Genomic DNA, 18,225 nt, shown 5'->3' with positions numbered 1-18,225 from the left:
TCTTGAACGTCGGGGGTCAGGTCTTGTATTTTGCATCCGGATGCAAAATACAAGACCTGACCCCCGATTTTTATGGCAAGCGCCAGGAAGCGCTTGTGCTGGCGGGTCTAGGTCGGACAGCTCGGTACGAAGCGGGCTCGTGCCAGAGCCAGCCCGCTGGCGGCGCCGAGTACCAGCAGGCTGCCCAGCAGTGCGCTCGGGCTGAGTGATTCGCCCAGGAAGGCGATGCCGAGGCTGACAGTCACCACCGGCTCCAGGGTGGACAATACCGAGGCCATGGTCGGACCGACATGACGCAGGCCGATCAGAAAAGCCGAGTTGGCCAGGGCCGAACTGAAACAGGCCAGGGCCAGCAGTGCGCCCCAGCCGGTCGGACTGGCCGGCAGGGTCAGATGCATGGCCAGTGCAATGGCGCTGTCGATGACGGCAGCACTGCAGATGACGACCCAGGCGGCACCCAGTGGATGAGCCCCCTGTCCGAATCGGCTGTTGCACAGGATGTACACCGCGTACAGCAAACCGGACAACAGCGGCAGCGCGATGCCCAGCGGGTTGCCGGCGTGCAGGGCGTGACCGAGCAGCATGTAGAGACCGGCGCTGCAGGCCAGCAGGGCGAGTGTTTCCGCCCGGCCAAAACGATCCAGACCCAGCAGCCCTCCCAGAACCGCCACCATCACCGGATAGACATAGACCAGCAGGGCCACCAGGCCGCTGCTGGCGTAATGCAGTGCCGAGAAGTAGGTCCAGGCCATGGAGGCAAACAACGCACCCAGCCCGGCGAAGGCCCAGCGATCCCGGCCTTGAGGTACGGGAATATGCTGCTTCTTGACCCAAAGGCCGAGAAACAGCGCGGCCAGCAGGAAGCGCAAGGCGAGCAGCGAGGTGGTGTCGACTCCATCGGCATAGGCCAGTCGGGCGAACAAGGCCATGCTGCCGTAACCACAGGCAGCCAGCACAATCCACAGCATCCCTTTGTAGCGTTGTTTTTTATCGTTTTTCATTTTCTAGCCCTAATCAATATTCATTTCGAGTCTATCGACCCGAACCATGGCTGGCAAATCGACCTTGTCACCTGATGCTGAAGGGGCAGAGATGAATGGGGAAAGGGGGCGTGCGGGGTGTGTCAGGCAGGGGCGGCCCCGAGCCGGGGGCCGCCCGCAAGCTCAGGCGGTGACGACGTGCCAGCGGCCATCACCCTCCAATTGCAGTTGCAGGGGGTGATGCTGCAGCAGGGTGCTGCGGTGTCCGACGCTGACCAGGACGGCATCCGGCAGGCGCTGGCGCAGCATGGCATACAGCGCCAGCTCCAGCGCTTCGTCCATGGCGGACGTGGCCTCGTCGAGGAAGGCCGCCTGGGGGAGACCGACCAGAATGCGGCCAAAGGCCAGGCGCTGTTGCTCGCCCAGTGACAGGATATGACTCCAGTCAGCCGGCTCGTCCAGGCGATCGGCCAGATAGCCCAGCTGGACATCCTGCAGCGCCTGCCGGGCCGCCTGATCATTGCCGTCGCTGGCATGGGGGTAGTACAGCGCCTCGCGCAGTGTTCCCAGGGGCAAATAGGGCTTCTGCGACAGGAACATCACGCGCTCGGCTGGCCGGATGATCTGGCCCTCGCAGTAGGGCCACAAGCCTGCCATGGCCCGCAGCAGCGTGGTTTTACCGACACCTGAGCAGCCACGAATCAGCAGGGGCTGTCCGGCCGGGATTTCCAGGCTGGCCGAGGTCACCAGTGCCCGTCCATCCGGACGTCGAACCGTCAGGTTTTCCAGCGCGACCCGGCGGCCTTCGGCTCGCAGGTCCGGCACCGGCAGGGCATTGGCCTGCTCGACGGCCAGATCGAAACCGGACAGACGGTTCAGTACGGCGCGGTAGGAAGCAAAGTTGTCGTAGGCATTGCGGAAGAAAGACAGATTGTCATGCAGCGTGCCGAATGCCTGGCCGGTCTGCACCATGTCGCCCAGTGTGATTTGTTTGGCGAAGAAACGCTGCGCCTGGATGATGAAAGGAAACACCACCGCCGTCTGGCTGATCACAAAGTTGAAACCCTGGAATTTCAGCGAACGGAATACGATGCGCCAGGCGTTGCCGATGACATCGGCGAAGCGACTGCGCAGCAGCGCACCCTCGATTTTTTCACCACTGTAGAAGGCCACGTTCTCGGCATACTCGCGTACCCGCACCAGGGCGTAACGGTAGTTGGCGTTCAGTTGCTCGTTGAGGAAGCTCAGCCGGATCAGCGGACGGCCAATGCGGAAGGCAAAGGCCGTGGCGATCAGAACATAGGCGAAAATGACGAACACCATGCCGCGCGGTACTTCATGGCCAAACAGCGGCAGGGCGCCGGACAGCCCCCAGAGAATCAGGGTATAGGCCACGATGGAGACCAGGGCATTGACCACCCCCATTGACAGGTCCAGCGAAGCGCTGACCAGGCTGGAGATGTCCTGTTGCAGACGCTGATCGGGGTTATCCGCCGGATGGTCCAGATACTGGGTGCGGTAGTAGGCCTGCCGGTCAAGCCAGTGGCTCAGCAGCCGTTCATTCAGCCACTCGCGCCAGTGAATGCTGAAGCTCTGGTTGATGAAGAAATCGAGCAGGCTGCGTACGACATGCAGTGTGGCCAGTACGCAGAACACCCCCATTTCGCGCCAGAATGCCGATTGGTTCAGCTGTTGCATGGCGGTGTAAAAGCTGTTGTACCAGCTGGAAAACAGCACATTGACCCGTACTGCCATCAGGGTGATCAGCAAGATCAGCGCCAGGCGCATCAGGGTTTTGGGGTGATGTCTGGGCGAGAAATAGTGGCCGGTCAGTTTCCAGAACTGTCTTCCCCATTCTGTAAAGCGGGCCAGCAGCGCAACGCTGCCGACGAACAGCACGGCGGCGATGGCATACGCCTTGAGCAGCCACCAGCCACTGGCCAGCAATTCCTGATGCCAATCCATCCCGGTCCTTTCTTGTTATGTTTGAACATGAATCATGGCTTGTGATACTAGCATAGCGAGGCGCCGGCAAGGGCAGGGCAGGTTGGCAAAGTGTGTGTATTCGTCAATTTCTGCTGGATGGCTAGTGCTTATTAATCATTCATGCCATTTGTAAGTAAATGGCTGTGTTTTTTGCCGCGCCAACAAGGACTGGTTATATGCTGGGACGTTTGATCGGGCGCAAAATTCTCGGCAGAATAGTATTTAACTTTGTGAATTGATTGGGGTAGGATCATCGCTTCGCCTATGTTCTCCCCCAAGGGTGCTCCGGCGCTTCCTTTGTCCAACCTCTAACCGGCATCGGTCAACATGATCAAGAAAATCCCCGTCGAGCGTCTGCGCCCGGGCATGTTTCTGCATAACCTGAATGCGGGCTGGATGTCGCATCCTTTCCTGCGCAATCGCTTTCTGGTGACCGATGAGGAGGTCATCGAGAAGATCATTGCGGCGGGGATTCACGAGCTCTATATCGATACTTCCCGGGGCCTGGACGATGCCGATGCGCCGACCGAGGCGGAGGTCAGCCAGCAACTGATGGAGGAAATGCAGGAGGCGGTCAGTCATGAGGCGCCATACCGTTGCACGACGGTCGCCGAGGAGCTGCCCAATGCCCGCCGCCTGCGTGCCCGTGCCACACGCATCATTCGTACCGTGATGCAGGATGCCAAGATGGGCAAGGCGATCAATATGGCCGAAGTGGATGAGCTGGTGGGGGCCATCATTGAAAGTACCTTGCGCAATGACAGCGCCTTGCTGCTGCTGTTAAGGGTCCGTGCGCAAAACGACTACACCCTGGTCCATTCCGTCGCTGTCAGCGCCTTGCTGGTGACGCTGTGTTATGCCCTGAACTGCGATCGCACGACCTTGCATCAGGCCGGGGTGGGCGGCTTGCTGCATGATGTCGGCAAGGTCAGGATTCCGGTTGAAATTCTCAACAAACCGGGGCGCTATACCGAGCATGAATATGGCGTGATGAAACGACACCCCGCTTATGGGCTGGAGATCCTGCAGTCACTTGAGGGCGTGCCGCACGAGGCGCTGGATGTGGTGTTGAATCATCATGAACGCCTGGATGGCAGTGGCTATCCGAATGCCCAGGGGCATGAAACGATCAGTCGCATGGCCCGCATGGCCGCCATCGCCGATGTCTATGACGCCATTACTTCCGACCGGTGCTATCACACCGCCATGCCCCCGACGGCCGCCTTGAAGAAAATGTGGGAATGGAGCCGGCATCATTTCGATGCGACGCTGATGCGCGCCTTCATGACCGCCGTGGGGATTTATCCGGTGGGGACGCTGGTCAAGCTGGAGAGCGGGCGCATCGCGGTGGTGGTCGAGCCCCATGACAGTGAAGTGCTCAAGCCCAAGGTGCGAGCCTTTTTCTCTACCCGCAACAATGTTCATATTCCCGCTCAGTTGATCGACCTGTCGCGGCCCTTCGGTGCCGGCGGTGGTGATCGCATCATCGGGTATGAGGATCCGCGCAAGTGGAACCTGGATCCTACCCGCTATCTTTCCGACTCCCTGTAAACACAGACCTGCCTGCTCTCCTCAGTACCAGTACACCAGATATTGCGTCGGTACCTTCAGCGGGAAAAGCCAGCCCTCGCGCTCGCTGCTGATCAGCAGCGGGTGCTTGCTGCGTCCGTGTCCCTGCAGCCAGTCCGAGGCTTTTTGCTGGCAGGCGGCATCATCGATCCGGCACAGCAGGGCGCCGGGGCGCGATTGCCAGTTGTCGACCGGCGTCACGCCAGGCGGCAGCTGATCCGGCACACCGGGGATGACGCGCACGGAGGCGTCGGCGAAGAAGGGTACGATCGCCGCTTCTGGCCAGTTGCCGCCGATCCAGCTCAGGCGGTGTTGCGGACGCGCTTCGACGATGGCCCGGGCGGCACCGGCATCGTCGCGGTAATGACATGCCTTGCCACTCAATGCCTGGCCGACATTGAACGCTGCGGCCAGCAGCATCAGCCCGGCCCAGACCGACGGCAGGGCCCGCAACAGTGCGCGAGCGCGCTCCGGCTGCCAGTCCGATGCCCGGCTCAGCCAGAACAGCGGCATGATGTAGGCCAGGGGGATCGACCAGTGCAAGGCCAGCTTGACGTAGCCCGACAAGGCAAACAGGGCCGTGATCAGCATCGGGGACAGTGTCAGCCAGAACAGCACGTCATTGCGGCGATCCTTGAGGCGCAGCGAAGCGATGAGGCGTTGGCGCAGCGAACCACGGTAGGCCGCGACCAGCATCAGGCCCCAGGCGACACCGCAATAGGTCAGCGGCGAGAGCAGGAAGCTGAACAGATGCTTCCAGTCGACATGGTGGTCGGCCTTGCGCCCTACGTAGGCCAGGGTCGAGTCACCATGGTGCAGTACCCACAGGACATGCGGCAGCAGACAGAAGGCGAAGGTCAGCAAGGCCAGCCAGGGGGCCGGCGTGCACAGCCAGCGACGACCGCTGCGGGTCGCCAGTGCCGTCGCCAGCATGCTGACCAGCAGCACCCCGGTGTAGTATTTGCCCAGCATGCCGAGCGCTGCCAGGACGCCCAGGGCGATGGCATGCCGCCAATGAGCCCCTTTGAGCGAGCGTACGAACATCAGCGTCAGCCAGGGCCAGATCGGCAGCAGGATACTGTTGGCATTGAATTTGAACGCCAGGGTCGAGAAAGGCAGCGTCAGGCTGAGCGCCATCAGGACCAGTGCCTGACGTTCGCGGGAGACAAATTCGTCGGCCAGACGCCAGACGCCCAGCATGCCGATCAGCATGCCCAGGCTGGACAACAGGTAGAACGCCCAGACACTGTGCGGCATGACGGCGAACCAGGCCTTGGCCACCCAGCCGGTCAGCGGCGGATGCTTGAAGGTGCCCAGCTCCCAGAAAGGCGTGAACACATAGGCCTCGATCATGTCGCCATAGCTGTCCAGGTTGGTGAAGGCGATCTGGCTGATCAGATACCACACCATGACACTGAGCAGGCACAGGCGGGCCGGATGCCGGATCATCGCCGCGGCGAAACGGTCGCACAGTTGCCACTGTTGCAGGCGCAGCCGTGCAAGACGACAGGCCAGGGATTGGCGCTCGTGATGCTCGGTTTCGGTCTGGCAATGCCGGCAGCGTGGCCGATCGAGCGCAGGGGTAAGGGTGGGTGGTGTCATGGCATCAAAATGGTTTATGGGAATATTTCCCACGAGCGAATGGTAAATTAATACTTCTTTACAATCAAGATGCTTGTCCCCTGCGCGTGATCGGGCGGGTCAAATCGCGCAGAAATGCAACAGGGCAAATCCTCTGGCTTGCTTGCCAGACCTGGGCCGGACACATACAATCGCCAGTCTCTTCATGCGTTGGTGACTTGCACACCGACCGCACCCAGGCCCGGGTGGTGAAATGGTAGACACAGCGGACTTAAAATCCGCCGGGGGGTGACCCCTGTACCGGTTCGAGTCCGGTTCCGGGCACCAGGACGCCTTCCGCAGGCGTCCAGGCAAAATAAAAACCCGCACAGCGCCAGGCTATGCGGGTTTTATATTTCCAGCATTGTCCATGCCCATCCATAGGGCTCCGGGGAGGGAATTGGGGGTCGATATGTGAGCGACGCCTCCCCCCGACTACTCGCGCCCAAAGCTAAGGCATGAGCGCCTGCCTGCGTTGCAATGCGCAGACTCATCTCCAGAAAAAACCGAGCAAGATTCCTGCTTTTCAATACCACGACTACATCACGTACCAGCGGCGCGATAACAGACGCGACTAAATCCTATAACCAATCTTCTGCCTTGTATTGGGGATGGCCTCGCAGACAAAAGGTTTGGATGAGGCTCCCGACCTGTGTAGATCGTTCTGGGGTCTTGGACAGGACCAAGTCGTGACGAAAGGGTTACATACAATAACGAATTCAAATGGAAGTATGTAATTGCTTTTTGAAAAGCACGATCAATCAAATGGTAAACATCAAGGAGTAAAAAATTATGCCTCAAAAAAGAACTGATAACTTCACCGGTAATCTCATGGGTGATTTCTGGGTTTATGCGGCCTCCAAGCGTGTGACGGCAAATGGGGTGAAAAATGCTTTAGAGGCCATCAAGGATTCAATGGAGCCTGGTGAGTTAATTATTGTGGTGACTGGTACACATGGCAGCCAACAGGGTGGGACTGGTGCTGCCAATCCTGATTTGATTGAAAATGATTTTTATCAAGAAGATAAAAAAACGATTCGAGAACTTGGGATTGTGCGGTGTACCACCCTGCTGGATGCCGCGGATGTTGACGAAAGTACTATTGATTATTTGCGAAGTAATGGTATTTATAATGGGACAAAATACCAGTATGTTGTGCTTGCATACTGTCACGGCAAGCGTGGTATTTTCCGTGAATAACGCGTTTGAGATTTAGTGGTATGGCAGGCCCGGGAGTTGGTTTTTCCTCCCGGGTTTTTTCTTTTTGTTACAGCATGGGGGCGTGTGACCGATTCAGCGACAAAAATACCGCAACACACCTTCCCGACAGAGGGGCAGATCATCCTCTGTCGGGAAGGCGATTTTCATACGGCGGTCCTGGCCGCACGATTCCAGACGCTGCATTACGGCATCAGTACCAGCTTTTCGGGGGTAGAGTGTGAATTGAACGGGATGGCTGGCGGTGTACCGTTAATGGTCAGACGTGCGTACTCTATCGCCGCGAGCGTGATACCGGCCGGTCCGGACAGATTGTCGCTGATAATGATTTCATGTTTGAACACGTTGCCGGTAAGTACGATATACATGCTATTGAGCCAGGCCAGCGCATCGGTATCGTTCGTGGCGTTGTTGTAGTGATTGAGTCGAGTCAGCAGATCAAAATGACGATTCAACTTAATGAAGTCCGGATCATGGATGACATGTGAAATATCGATGAAAGGTCTCATGGTTTTCTCCAGGTGATGGTATTGCCTGAGAAGCATAAGACGATCCGCACCACGTTCTGATGAGACAAACGTTATGGTCGAAGTGACAGGCCGTTTGGCAGGGATGAAAGATCAACCGGCCGCGGTTGGCTCAACCACCTCCTGACAGGATGTCAGACTCATCCAGTCACTCAAAATCTCGCGGGCACGATGACGCCATGTGTGGCGCAGGCGTACCTCCTCTGCCGCACGCAAACCGATGTCGCGCAATTGTGATCGACGCTCACGCCAGTAACGCAGGGTTTCCGCACCCTGCTCGATGGAGAGCGGCAGGTAGTGCTCCCCGGGAGAAAAATGCCGCTTGATATCGAACTCGGTATCGTCGAAACATCCCGTGTGGACGAACATGGCGCTGCCGCACCCCATGCCCTCCAGGACGCGCGCATGCATGCCAAAACTACCGTTATGCAGGTTAAATTGTGTTTGCCGGTAGACTTGGGCCAGGTCTTGGGCAGCGTGCAGGTTTTGCCGGTAAAAGGGTGAGAAAGTCGGCCAGTACTGCCATTCCTTTGAACCATAGATCGACAAGGTCATGCCCGCTTTCAAGGCGAGATGACCAAGCGCCATCCGGTCAGTGATGCGAGGGATTTCAGTGTCGAGCAACTGCAGGGTTGCCGATTGCCCCAGGGCTGCGAGCAGGACGTCAACCCCGATATGGGTGCCCAGGCATTCGTTGATGCGGGCGGTAATGAGGGCATGAACTTGCGGGAAGGTGTGGCGGCAGATAGAGACTTTGGCCTCATGCAGCAGGTACTCGGCGACTTGGTCAACACGCAAGGTCAGGCCGTTGCTCTGGCATAATGCCGTGCGAACGAAAGCGCTCTCCATCGCGTGCAGCGGTGGCGGAATGTAGCCACAGATTGCAGCGGTATCCGCAACGGTTTCATCCCGATCTCCCGGCCGGTGGATCAGGGGGTCAATGCCGGTGTGCAAGCGTCCCCAAACCCCTTGCTGCAAGTGATGGCTGAAACCGAAGTAGTCAGGCTGGATCAGGGTGTAGGTGAGGTCGCTGCCGCCAAACAAGGGATCACAGTAGTGCAGCTGTTTGCTTTCCGTCGGGCGGCGTTCGCGCCAGGCATCCTGAATCCAGGCGATATGCGGGATGTCCACAGGGATCGCCTTGAGGCTCTGGTTCCTGGTCCGGTTGATCTCAAAAATGAAGTCTGGTTTGCATGATTCCAGCGATTGCCTGACGGTCGCATCGTCCTGGTCTGCGTCGACCATGATGGCTTCGATGCCCTCCTGTTGAAAGGCGGCCGCCAGTGATCGATACATGCTCAAGGTGTGCGGAAGCGAGCTGGAGCCAGACAGAAAGACGACTTTGCTGAGGGCCATCGATTCATCCGTATTGGTTGCGATGCAATAGCTTATGACGATGGCCTTAACGTTATGTGTATGACGATGAAAGGTCAATCATCCTTTTTTCCTGCGCAGCGCGGTGCGGCTTTCCTGACCCTCCCCAGCGCCGGGCTCGCTAAGTTTCGGCTAATTTTCCCGCGTCAGACTACGCGGGTTTCCTGGCTGCCGTGCAGCGTGCCGACTGGCCGGGGTGGTTTTCATCCAGTCTTGTGGTGAGGGTAGGGATGCCAAGCGATCCGTTTCTGATGGCGATTGTCACGGTGCTGATTCAGCAGTTGTCCTGGGGGGTACATGCGATTCTGATCATCGGCTGGGTCTACTGCAGTGAGTTCACCCGCCGAGTCTGCATCCTGTTGGCGGCTGCGTCGATCCTGCTGGTGTCGGTCAATCACCTGATCGGCGTTCTGAGCCCGCCTGGCACCTTGTTGCTCAACACTCGTGTGCCCCATTTGCAGCACAGTAGCCCACCTCTGCCGTTCATCAATCAGATCGCCATCATCTCGGCGTTTGCGCTGATTTTCTGGCGCTGCCGCGGATTCCGTGGCTTTGCCATTGCCCACCTGCTGTTGCTGGCGCTGATTGCCGGTTTGCGCATTGGGCTGGGCATGAACGACTGGCCGGTGGTGCTGGCCTCCATGATTTATGGCGCGCTGATGGCGGGATTGCTGGGTGAGGTGGCGGGCTGGTTTGTGCCGGCTGTCGCGCACATTTCGGCGCGCTGGCATGAGAAATTTTTTGCCTGGTGGCAGAAAAGCGCGCTAACTAAATGAAGACCGATACGCAAGCTGTCTTTGCCCTGTCGGCGGGCGCAACACAAAGTCGGAGAAGGTTGTCATGCGTGTGTTGTTGATTGAAGACGATCCGATGATCGGCGAGGAAGTGCAGGCCGCCTTGCGCGAAGCCGCCTATGCGGTTGACTGGGTGCGCGATGGGGTGACGGCCTCGAATTATATCGGCAGCGATTTATATGATGTGGCCCTGCTGGACCTGGGGCTGCCAGGGTGCGATGGCATGACGGTGTTACGCCAGTTGCGTAGCCGGGCCAATCCCTTGCCGGTGCTGATCCTCAGCGCCCGTGACCAGTTGCAGGACCGGCTGCATGGTCTGGATGAGGGCGCCGACGATTATCTGGTCAAGCCCTTTGCCATGGCGGAACTGTTGGCGCGCATGAGGGTGGTGATCCGGCGCCGTGGCGGGCAGGGGGATAGCGTGCTGAGCAATGGTCTGCTGTCGCTGAATGTACTCAGCAAAGAAGCTCAGGTCGCGCAGGGGGAGCCGGTGAGGCTGACTCAGCGCGAGTTTTCCCTGCTTCACACTTTGTTGCAGCGGCCGGGGGCGATCTTTTCCCGCGCAGAGCTGGAAGACAAGATTTACGGCTGGGGGGAGGAGGTCGAGAGCAATGCCGTGGCGTTTCTGATCCATGCCTTGCGCAAGAAACTCGGCCATGAGGCGATCAAGAATGTCAGGGGGTTGGGATGGATGGTCTCAAAGCGCGACTAGCCGCGTCGGTGCAGTTTCGCCTGTCGCTGGGGCTAGCCATGTCGATCTTGCTGGTGGCCATGGTGGCCACGGTCTCCTCATTCCGTTCGGCGTATGACGAAGCCTACGAGCTGCAGGATGAAACCCTGCGCCAGATTGCCTCCCTGCTCGGTAAATCCAATCTGCGCCTGATTACCGAACCACTGACTGGCGAGGTGAATGAAGATGACCCCTCTTCGCAGGTCATCGTGCAGTCGCTCAACCGGCATCCCTCGGCGGCTGTGCGCCCTGGACAGCCGCATTTGATCCTGCCCGGCACGCTGCGGGACGGGATCTACACACTGGATAGTGCCGGCACACCCTATCGGGTGCTGATTCGATCCCTGGGCAACGGGGAGCGGGTGGCCGTGGCGCAGGCGACCTGGCTGCGAGATGAAAATGCCCGGGAAAGTGCCGAAAGTACCATCATGCCGTTTCTGGTGCTGATCCCGCTGATGCTGCTGATCACGGCCATCCTGATCAGACGTACCTTCGTGCCGATCACCAGGGCCGCCGATGAGCTGGACCGTCGTGATGATGTGCTCTCTCCACTGGACGAGCAGCATATCCCTGCGGAGATCAAACCCTTTGTGCGCTCAATCAACCGGCTGCTGGCGCGCATTGCCGCCCTGCTCGGGCAGCAGCGGCGTTTCATCGCGGATGCAGCGCATGAATTGCGCTCGCCCCTGACGGCGCTGACGCTGCAAGTGGACCGGCTGGCGGGCACCGAACTGCCCGAAGCGGCACGGGAGCGTCTGGATCAGGTGAAGACCGGCATCGAGCGAGAGCGGCAGTTGCTGGAAAAGCTGCTGGATCTGGCCCGGTCACAAACCGAGGCCGAGCCGGTCGCCGAGCCGGTCAGTATCCATCAGCTGTTCCGAACCGTGCTGGCAGAGCTGCTGCCCCTGGCAGAGAAGAAGCAGCAGGATATCGGACTGCAAGACGGAGAGGATGTGGTGCTGACGACCTCCGCCTTCGACCTGGCGCTGATGGTACGCAATCTGATCGAGAATGCCATCCGCTACACCCCGCAGGGCGGGCGGATCGATCTGGCGGTGTCGCAACAGGCGCAATCAGTCGTGATTCAGATCCGTGATAACGGGCCGGGTATTGCCCCCGACGATCGTGAGCGGGTGTTCGATGCGTTCTATCGGATTCCCGGCAGCAGCGAGATCGGGTCCGGCCTTGGCCTGTCCATTGTGCAGTCGCTGGCCCGGCGGCTGGGCGCGACGATCCGGCTCGCCTGGACTGATGAAGTGGCCCGACGAGGGTTGGCTGTCTGGATTGTTTTTGACCTGTGATAGGAGGGGTGCGATGCACGATATTACCCGACGCGATTTTCTGAATGGTCTGGCCTGGGCCGGCATCTGCGGTGCGCTGGCCCCGCTGGGTGCCTTGGCCGCCAGCGGGCCGGCTGCGGATTATCCTCCCGCGCTGACCGGCATGCGTGGTGCACACCCCGGCGCCTTTGAAACCGCCCACGCCCTGGCCTGGGGGGGCAAGCCCGACTTCGGGCCGGTCAGCGGCCCGGTGGAGCAGTACGACCTGATCGTCATTGGCGCCGGCATCAGCGGTCTCAGTGCGGCGCTGTATTACCGTGATCTGGTCAAGGCCGATGCCCGCATCCTGATTCTGGATAACCATGATGATTTTGGTGGGCATGCCAAGCGCAACGAGTTCAGCATCGATGGCCGTACCTGCCTCAGCTACGGTGGTACCCAGTCGTTTGATGATCCGGCCAGTTACAGCAAACAGGCCGCAGATCTGTTGCGTCGCGTCGGGATCAACCTGACCCGTCTGGAAGACGCCTACGACCTGGATTTTTTTTCGCGCCACCAACTCAGCAGCGGCATCTACTATGACCCCGCCGATTTTGGCCGGGCCGCGCTGCTGCGCAGTGGCCTGCCGACCAGCAGCCCGGTGGCTGCGGATATTCGCGGCTGGGTACCGGGCCTGCAACTGCCGCCGTCTTTTGCCAGTACCCTGTCGCAGGCACCACTGAGCAGCGCACAACGCAGCAAGCTGCAGCAGGTGCTGTCGCCGGGCAGGGCTGCCATGCAGTACTTCCAGGGTGATCAGGGGGAGCAGCGCCTCTATGGCCAAAGCTATCTGTCTTTCCTGCGTAGGGTGTATGGCATCGAGGACAAGGCGCTGCTCAAGCTGCTATCGATGACGCTGGCGGAAGAGGCGGCGCTTGGCGGCAACGGCGTGTCGCTGGCGCTGGCGCAGGAGGGGGGCTTGCTGGGTTTGCCGGATGGCAACTGGCTGGCCAAGCAACTGGAGGATGACAGCCTGGCGCCGGATGATGAGCGTGAGGACGACGAAGGCTATGTCTATCATTTTCCGGATGGCAATGCCTCGCTGGCGCGTCTGCTGGTACAAAAGCTGGTGCCGGGCGTCGCCCGCTTCGATACGCCGGAACAGTGTCTGACTGCCCGTTTTGATTACGCCCGTCTGGATCGCCCTGATCAGCCCGTGCGTATCCGTCTGAGCAGTATGGCCGTACAAGCCGACAACCAGTCCGGCGGCACGTATGTGCGTTACCTGCAAAACGGCAGGCTGCATGAAGCGCGTGCCCGGCACACCGTCATGGCCGGCTGGCACATGATGGCCGCCCACATCATTCCCAGCCTGAGTCCGAACCAGAAAGCCGCGATGCGTGCCAACATCAAGATGCCGCTGGTGTATGCCCAGGTGGCGCTGCGCAACTGGCAGCCGATTGCCCGCAGCGGCGTGGCGGCGGCCTATTGCCCCGGCTCGTATTTTCAGTATGTGCAAATGGACTTTCCGGTCAGCATGGGGGCGTACCAGCCGCGTCGCGCACCGGATCAGCCGCATGTACTGCTGATGGCCCGCATGCCCTGTCCACCCTTTGGCGAGGGCAGTGTGGCCGATTTGTTGCGGCAAGGCCGCGCCGATTTGCTGGCGACCGACTTTGCCCAGTTTGAACAGCAGATTCGTCAGCAACTCACCGGGATGTACGGACCGCATGGTTTTGATGCCAACAAGCAGATTGCCGCGATCACGGTCAATCGCTGGCCGCACGGCTATGTCTATGAAGATGCGCGCTACCAGGGCAAGCCTGCCCATCTGCTGGCCAGCAAGCGCCATGGCAACATCGTGATGGCCAATGCCGATGCGGCCGGCCGGGCCTACACCGATGCGGCCATCGATATGGCCTGGCGCGCGGTGCAGGCGTTGAAGGCCGGCACTTGAGCGTGGGAGCGCTCCGGCACCGGCCCGGCGTTCAATGCCCGGTGGCTCCCTCGACGATGCGTCGTGCTCGCGGCGCCAGCCAGATCGAACTGGCGGCAAAGATCAGGATCCCCGCCATGGCCAGGAACACCTGATTGGTGGCCAGCATGACGGCCTGACCGTTGAGTATCTGGTCCATGCTGCCGCGAATGCTGTCCAGCGACAGGCCGGCTGACTGCATGCTGCGCAGGGCTTCCCCCGAGTTGTCCAGCTGCGCCACCAGGTCAGCATGGTTGTACTTGATGCGGTCTTCCCACACGGTACTGACCATGGAGGTGGCAAAGGCGCCGGCCAGGGTACGCAGGAAGTTCATCAGGCCGGCGGCAGAGGCTGTTTCGGCCTCGTCTACAGCCGCCAGCGCCAGTCCGGTCAGCGGCACGAAGAACAGCGGCATGCCGAGCCCCATCAGCAACAAGGGGGTGGCAATCTGCCAATAGGTCATGTCTGTGGTGCCCATCGAGCGCCATGCCGTCACCAGTCCCATCCAGCAGACGCCGATGAAGACCAGCCGTCTTCCGTCCACCCGCATCGACAGCGCGGCGACACCCGGCGCGATCAGGACGGCCAGTACGCCGCTCCAGGCGGTGGTCATGCCGGCCCAGGTGGCGGTGTAGCCCATGAAGTTTTGCAGCCACAGCGGGGTCAGTACATTGATGCCGAAAAAGGCGCCGAAGGCCAGGACCAGCGTGACCAGACTCATCGAGTAGCCCCGGTGGCGAAATACCCTGAGATCCACGACCGGATGTTCTGCCGTCAGCTCCCAGATCAGGAAGGCAAGAAAGCCGACGACGGCGACGATGGCCAGCAGGCAGATCTCTACCGAGGAGAACCAGTCCAGGTCTTTGCCTTCATCCAGCATGATCTGCAGCGACCCGACCCAGAGAATCAGCAGGCACAGACCGGTCAGATCGATCGGCGCGCGCGCCAGCGACTGTTCATAGCGCTTGAGCAGGCGCCAGGCCCCCAGGGCGCAGATCAGGGCGACCGGGACATTGATCATGAAGATCCATGGCCAGGAAGCGCTGTCGCACAGCACCCCGCCCAGAATCGGGCCCAGAATCGGTGCCACCAGCGTGGTCATGGCCCAGATGCCGGTGGCGGCCGCGGCCTTGTCCTTGGGGAAAATCCGCAGCAGCAGGGTCTGCGACAGGGGCATCAGCGGCCCACCGGACAAACCTTGCAGCACCCGTGCGGCGACCAGTATCCCGAGCGAATTGGACAGGCCGCACAGCGCTGAACACAGGCCGAACAGGGCCATCGAGGTGGCAAACACCCTGACGGCGCCAAAGCGGGCCGCCAGCCAGCCGGTCAGTGGCACGGTAATGGCTTCGGCAACGGCATACGAAGTAATCACCCAGGTGCCCTGGCTCGAGGTCACCCCCAGGGCGCCGGCGATGTTGGAGACCGAGACGTTGGCAATCGTCGTATCCAGCACGGCGATGAAATTGGCGGCTGCCAGCGCCAGGGCGGCCAGCAGCAACCAGACACCATGCAGGGGTTCTTCCCCGGAGGGCAATTCAGTCGTTGTCGACATACCGGCTCCTTACTTGCCGTCGCGGGTGTCGATTCGCACCTGCATCGACAGCCCGACCTGCAGGGGGTGACGTGCCAGTTCAGCCGGGTCCAGCTGGATGCGGATCGGCAGACGCTGAACCACCTTGATCCAGTTGCCTGTGGCGTTTTGTGCCGGAATCATGGCGAAGGCCGAACCGGTACCCCCGGCAAACCCGGCCACCACCCCGTGATAGCGTACGCTGCTGCCATAGAGGTCCGCCGTCACCTCGGCCTTTTGTCCGGGGCGCACATCGGTCAGCTGGACTTCCTTGAAGTTGGCATCCACATGCATCTGTGCCAGCGGCACCACCGACAGCAGCACCGAACCGGCCTGGACACGCTGGCCGATCTGAACCTGGCGTCGTGCCACCACCCCGTCGACCGGCGCACGCACGATGGTGCGCTCAAGATCCACCCGCGCCTGATCGCGCTTGGCGCGCGCCAGGGCTACCTCGGGGTTGGCCTCGACACTGCTGTTATCAATCAGCACGTGGTTGGCATCACGCTGGCCGACCGCGGCCGCGCGGTTGGCATGGGCCTGCAGCGTCGCCGCACGCGCTGCGCTCAGATTGGCCTGCGCCGAGGCAAAGGCATTTTGGGCCTGAGTCAGCTCCTCACCCGAGACCGAGCCGGTGCCGGCCAGCGCCTGGCGCCGCTTGAGGTCGATACTGGCACGCTCAAAATCGGCCTGTGCAGCCTGCAGTTGCGCCGTGGCGCGCGTCTGGGCGGCCAGTTGCGCGTCAATCTGTGCCTCCAGCCCGGCATCCGTGGCGACCATGCCGCGCACCTTGCGCACGGCGCGGCCGTACTCGGCCTCTGCCTGCTGCAAGGCCAGGGTGGCATCGGTATTGTCGATCACGACCAGGACATCGCCGCGGCGCACCTTCTGGGTGTCGACAACATTGACGCGCGCCACGGTGCCGCCGACGGCCGGCGTGACCAGCGCCACTTCCGCTGCCGTATAGGCGTTGTCGGTGGAAACAAAGTTCGAGGCATACAGCAACCAGTAAGCGCCAAAGCCAGCGGCAGCGGCGACGCAGGCGCCGGCCAGCAGGATAAACAGACGGCGGCGCTGATTCGGATTTGCGAGATTCATAGTGGTCTTTCTTTAATCATTATTCGGAGCGGAAGCCGCCACCCAGGGCGCGCACCAGCGCGACATCCTGGGTCAGGGCACGGGATTGCAGATCGGTCAGTGCCCGCTGGTTGGCGAGGAAGTTGTCTTCAGCACTCAGGACTTCGATGTAAGTCGATAGGCCGCCCTGGTAGCGCTGCTGGGCGATACGCCAGGCATCTTTGGCGGCTTGTACCGCGTCGGCGGTATCGCTGAGCTGAGGCCCCAGTGCCCGCTGGCTCATGGCGGCATCTGCCACGCCATGCAGGGCTTCGGTCACGGTTTGCTGGTAGTTGGCCACCGCTTCTTCGTATTCGGCGCGGGCGCCGCGATACTGGGCACGCAGGCGGCCGCCGTTGAAGATCGGCAGCGAGATCGCCGGGCCGACGCTGCCGATTTCGGAGCCGGCCTTGGTCAGTTGACCCAGGCCCAGCGACTGCAATCCGATGAAGGCATTCAAATTGACGTTCGGGTAGAAGGCTGCCTGGGCGACATCTATACGACGGCTGGCCGCCTCGGCGCGCAGACGGGCTGCCACCACATCCGGACGACGTCCCAGCAGATTGAGGGCCAGCGTGTCCGGCAGACCCAGCGGTCGGGCCAGATTCATCTGCGGACGACTGATGGTGCGGCCCCGATCCGGGCTCTTGCCCATCAGCGCCGCCAGTTGATTGCGCTGCAATTCGATTTTTTCGGCCAGACTTTTGACCTCTGCCCGTGAGGAGGCGGTACGCGCTTCGGCCTGACGCACGCTGCCGAGGGTTTCCAGACCATTGTCGTAGCGCTGGCGGAACAGGGTCGCGGTCTGGCTGCGCACGGCCGTGGCGGCGATGGCGGTATCCTGCGCCGCGAACAGACGGGCCAGTTCGGCATAGGCACTGGTGATGGCCGTGGTCAGCACCAGTCTTGCCTGAGCGGCTTCCGCCGCGGCGGCATCGCGCTCAGAAGTCGCGGCGGCCAGGGCAGCACGATTTCTTCCCCAGAAGTCCAGCTCCCAGCTGAAGTCCAGGGTGCTGCGTGCATAACCGTGCATGCCACTGGGCAACATCGCTCTCGGCGTCAGGTAGTTATAGCTTTGCTTGGCCGAGCTGATGTCGGCGTTGGCCGAGACTTGCGGCAAGGTGTCGGCGTCACTGCTGTCCAGGTTGGCTGCCGCCTGCTTCAGGCGGGCATCGGCCACGGCCAGACTCGGGGCGCTGACCAGGGCCTCGCGGATCAGACTGTCCAGTTGCGGATCGCCATAGGCAGTCCACCAGTCGTCAGCCGGCCAGGCGCTGGCGTTCTGTGGCAGGTTGTCTGCCCAGCCGGCTGCGGGCGCCTGTATCTCGGGGAGTGCCGGATGGGCCGGTAACTGGGCGCAGCCTGCCAGTGCCAGCGTGCAAGCCAGCACCAGCAAGCCGGAACCTTGGGCAATTCGGGGTAAATGCATGCGGTTCGATCTCACGATCACCTCTTTTAACTAAACTGTACGGTACAGTCTGAATTGACAAAATGCCGCTGTCAA

The 18,225-nt window shown here is 60.8% G+C and carries 14 protein-coding genes and 1 tRNA gene; 7 read left to right on the top strand and 8 right to left on the bottom strand.

From position 1 onward, the window contains the following. Positions 1–107: 107 nt before the first annotated feature. Together AACH39_RS06315 and AACH39_RS06310 are read right to left on the bottom strand one after the other, a co-directional pair. The gene (locus AACH39_RS06315) at positions 108–1,001 is read right to left on the bottom strand and encodes an EamA family transporter (protein WP_215781850.1); all 894 of its coding nucleotides are present in this window, start codon (positions 999–1,001) and stop codon (positions 108–110) included. A 162-nt stretch (positions 1,002–1,163) separates the two neighbouring features. Next, on the bottom strand, positions 1,164–2,945 hold the full coding sequence (locus tag AACH39_RS06310) for an ABC transporter ATP-binding protein/permease (RefSeq protein ID WP_338621134.1): 1,782 nt from the start codon (positions 2,943–2,945) through the stop codon (positions 1,164–1,166). A gap of 348 nt (positions 2,946–3,293) precedes the next feature. Here AACH39_RS06310 and AACH39_RS06305 point away from each other — a divergent pair, with 348 nt between their 5' ends. Continuing rightward, the gene (locus AACH39_RS06305; RefSeq protein WP_215781852.1) at positions 3,294–4,517 is read left to right on the top strand and encodes an HD-GYP domain-containing protein; all 1,224 of its coding nucleotides are present in this window, start codon (positions 3,294–3,296) and stop codon (positions 4,515–4,517) included. A gap of 21 nt (positions 4,518–4,538) precedes the next feature. Here AACH39_RS06305 and AACH39_RS06300 read toward each other — a convergent pair whose 3' ends face one another. Beyond that, positions 4,539–6,137, bottom strand: coding sequence for a glycosyltransferase family 39 protein (locus AACH39_RS06300; RefSeq protein WP_338621133.1), 1,599 nt, complete (start codon positions 6,135–6,137; stop codon positions 4,539–4,541). A gap of 218 nt (positions 6,138–6,355) precedes the next feature. Between AACH39_RS06300 and AACH39_RS06295 the strand changes: the two genes are divergently transcribed. Further along, positions 6,356–6,443, top strand: a tRNA-Leu gene (locus AACH39_RS06295). A 504-nt stretch (positions 6,444–6,947) separates the two neighbouring features. Continuing rightward, positions 6,948–7,355 carry a hypothetical protein gene (locus AACH39_RS06290; protein WP_338621132.1) on the top strand — a complete coding sequence of 136 codons (408 nt, stop codon included), beginning with the start codon at positions 6,948–6,950 and terminating at the stop codon, positions 7,353–7,355. A gap of 203 nt (positions 7,356–7,558) precedes the next feature. Here the strand turns inward: AACH39_RS06290 and AACH39_RS06285 are convergent, their stop codons facing one another. Then, positions 7,559–7,882 carry a hypothetical protein gene (locus tag AACH39_RS06285; RefSeq protein ID WP_215781855.1) on the bottom strand — a complete coding sequence of 108 codons (324 nt, stop codon included), beginning with the start codon at positions 7,880–7,882 and terminating at the stop codon, positions 7,559–7,561. Positions 7,883–7,993: 111 nt separating this feature from the next. After that, positions 7,994–9,334, bottom strand: a complete 1,341-nt coding sequence (locus AACH39_RS06280) for a glycosyltransferase (RefSeq protein WP_338621131.1) — start codon at positions 9,332–9,334, stop codon at positions 7,994–7,996. 170 nt (positions 9,335–9,504) lie between these two features. Here AACH39_RS06280 and AACH39_RS06275 point away from each other — a divergent pair, with 170 nt between their 5' ends. The 4 genes from AACH39_RS06275 (at position 9,505) to AACH39_RS06260 (ending at position 14,014) form a co-directional block, all read left to right on the top strand. Beyond that, on the top strand, positions 9,505–10,050 hold the full coding sequence (locus tag AACH39_RS06275; protein ID WP_338621130.1) for a hypothetical protein: 546 nt from the start codon (positions 9,505–9,507) through the stop codon (positions 10,048–10,050). A gap of 64 nt (positions 10,051–10,114) precedes the next feature. Next, complete coding sequence (locus AACH39_RS06270) at positions 10,115–10,780, top strand: response regulator transcription factor (protein ID WP_215781858.1); 666 nt, start codon at positions 10,115–10,117, stop codon at positions 10,778–10,780. Then, a complete protein-coding gene (locus AACH39_RS06265; RefSeq protein WP_338621129.1) occupies positions 10,756–12,099 on the top strand; it encodes an ATP-binding protein in 1,344 nt (447 codons plus the stop codon). The genes AACH39_RS06270 and AACH39_RS06265 overlap by 25 nt, the downstream gene beginning before the upstream one ends. 13 nt (positions 12,100–12,112) lie before the next feature. Further along, on the top strand, positions 12,113–14,014 hold the full coding sequence (locus AACH39_RS06260; protein WP_338621128.1) for an NAD(P)-binding protein: 1,902 nt from the start codon (positions 12,113–12,115) through the stop codon (positions 14,012–14,014). A 31-nt stretch (positions 14,015–14,045) separates the two neighbouring features. Here AACH39_RS06260 and AACH39_RS06255 read toward each other — a convergent pair whose 3' ends face one another. Genes AACH39_RS06255 through AACH39_RS06245 form a run of 3 tightly spaced genes read right to left on the bottom strand, consistent with a single transcriptional unit; the run spans position 14,046 to position 18,150 of the window. Next, the gene (locus AACH39_RS06255) at positions 14,046–15,587 is read right to left on the bottom strand and encodes a DHA2 family efflux MFS transporter permease subunit (protein ID WP_215781861.1); all 1,542 of its coding nucleotides are present in this window, start codon (positions 15,585–15,587) and stop codon (positions 14,046–14,048) included. 9 nt (positions 15,588–15,596) lie between these two features. Next, the gene (locus AACH39_RS06250; protein WP_215781862.1) at positions 15,597–16,703 is read right to left on the bottom strand and encodes an HlyD family secretion protein; all 1,107 of its coding nucleotides are present in this window, start codon (positions 16,701–16,703) and stop codon (positions 15,597–15,599) included. A gap of 19 nt (positions 16,704–16,722) precedes the next feature. Further along, a complete protein-coding gene (locus AACH39_RS06245) occupies positions 16,723–18,150 on the bottom strand; it encodes an efflux transporter outer membrane subunit (RefSeq protein ID WP_338621127.1) in 1,428 nt (475 codons plus the stop codon). Positions 18,151–18,225 lie beyond the last annotated feature (75 nt).

This window comes from Paludibacterium flexuosum, from assembly GCF_037076605.1.
Classification (GTDB): Bacteria; Pseudomonadota; Gammaproteobacteria; order Burkholderiales; family Chromobacteriaceae; genus Paludibacterium.
Note: the sequence above shows the minus strand (reverse complement) of the source record. Positions and strands in the feature narration are given on the sequence as shown.

Bases quoted from the DNA above. Each gene is read 5' to 3' on its own strand.
- AACH39_RS06315 (WP_215781850.1), bottom strand. From the start codon at position 1,001: ATGAAAAACGATAAAAAACAACGCTACAAAGGGATGCTGTGGATTGTG.
- AACH39_RS06310 (WP_338621134.1), bottom strand. From the start codon at position 2,945: ATGGATTGGCATCAGGAATTGCTGGCCAGTGGCTGGTGGCTGCTCAAG.
- AACH39_RS06305 (WP_215781852.1), top strand. From the start codon at position 3,294: ATGATCAAGAAAATCCCCGTCGAGCGTCTGCGCCCGGGCATGTTTCTG.
- AACH39_RS06300 (WP_338621133.1), bottom strand. From the start codon at position 6,137: ATGACACCACCCACCCTTACCCCTGCGCTCGATCGGCCACGCTGCCGG.
- AACH39_RS06290 (WP_338621132.1), top strand. From the start codon at position 6,948: ATGCCTCAAAAAAGAACTGATAACTTCACCGGTAATCTCATGGGTGAT.
- AACH39_RS06285 (WP_215781855.1), bottom strand. From the start codon at position 7,882: ATGAGACCTTTCATCGATATTTCACATGTCATCCATGATCCGGACTTC.
- AACH39_RS06275 (WP_338621130.1), top strand. From the start codon at position 9,505: ATGCCAAGCGATCCGTTTCTGATGGCGATTGTCACGGTGCTGATTCAG.
- AACH39_RS06270 (WP_215781858.1), top strand. From the start codon at position 10,115: ATGCGTGTGTTGTTGATTGAAGACGATCCGATGATCGGCGAGGAAGTG.
- AACH39_RS06265 (WP_338621129.1), top strand. From the start codon at position 10,756: ATGGATGGTCTCAAAGCGCGACTAGCCGCGTCGGTGCAGTTTCGCCTG.
- AACH39_RS06260 (WP_338621128.1), top strand. From the start codon at position 12,113: ATGCACGATATTACCCGACGCGATTTTCTGAATGGTCTGGCCTGGGCC.
- AACH39_RS06255 (WP_215781861.1), bottom strand. From the start codon at position 15,587: ATGTCGACAACGACTGAATTGCCCTCCGGGGAAGAACCCCTGCATGGT.
- AACH39_RS06250 (WP_215781862.1), bottom strand. From the start codon at position 16,703: ATGAATCTCGCAAATCCGAATCAGCGCCGCCGTCTGTTTATCCTGCTG.
- AACH39_RS06245 (WP_338621127.1), bottom strand. From the start codon at position 18,150: ATGCATTTACCCCGAATTGCCCAAGGTTCCGGCTTGCTGGTGCTGGCT.